This window comes from Arcobacter sp. (assembly GCF_050300555.1).
Classification (GTDB): Bacteria; Campylobacterota; Campylobacteria; order Campylobacterales; family Arcobacteraceae; genus Arcobacter.
Map to the genome: position 1 here is coordinate 1 of NZ_JBNKXY010000126.1, position 738 is coordinate 738.

Consider the following 738-nt stretch of genomic DNA (forward strand, 5'->3'; position numbering starts at 1 on the left):
AAGGATTTCATAAAATGGCAAAAGTTGTAGGAATTGATTTAGGTACAACGAACTCGGTAGTAGCTGCAATTGAAGGTGGGCAACCTACTGTAATTATTAATGCTGAAGGTTTACGAACAACTCCTTCAATTGTTGCTTATACAAAAAAACAAGAACTTTTAGTGGGTCAGATTGCAAAACGTCAAGCAGTAATTAATCCAGAAAATACGTTCTTTTCTGTAAAAAGATTTATTGGATCAAAAGAGAAAGAAGTTTCCGCAGAGTCAAAGCGATTACCATATAGTGTAGATAAAGATCAAAATGAAAATATTAAAATAAAATGTCCTGCGCTAAACAAAGATTTTAGCCCGGAAGAAATTTCTGCTCAGGTACTGAGAAAATTGATTAACGATGCTACAGATTACTTAGGTCAAGAAGTGACACAGGCAGTTATTACAGTACCAGCTTATTTTAATGACTCACAGCGACAAGCTACAATGGATGCTGGAAAAATTGCTGGCGTTGAAGTTTTACGAATTATTAATGAGCCGACAGCTGCTTCTTTAGCTTACGGATTAGATAAAAAACAAAATGAAACAATTCTAGTTTTTGATTTAGGTGGTGGAACATTTGATGTTTCCATTTTAGAAGTTGGTGATGGAATTTTTGAAGTTTTATCAACAGCTGGTGATACAAATTTAGGTGGTGATGATTTTGATAATGTTTTAGTAAATTGGTTAATCAAAGACTTTAAAGAAA

The 738-nt window shown here is 33.5% G+C and carries 1 protein-coding gene; it reads left to right on the plus strand.

Translation table 11 applies throughout. The features are described from left to right. Positions 1–14: 14 nt before the first annotated feature. A partial coding sequence (locus tag ACQY5W_RS13130; protein ID WP_428025425.1) for an Hsp70 family protein occupies positions 15–738 on the plus strand: 724 nt, incomplete at its 3' end.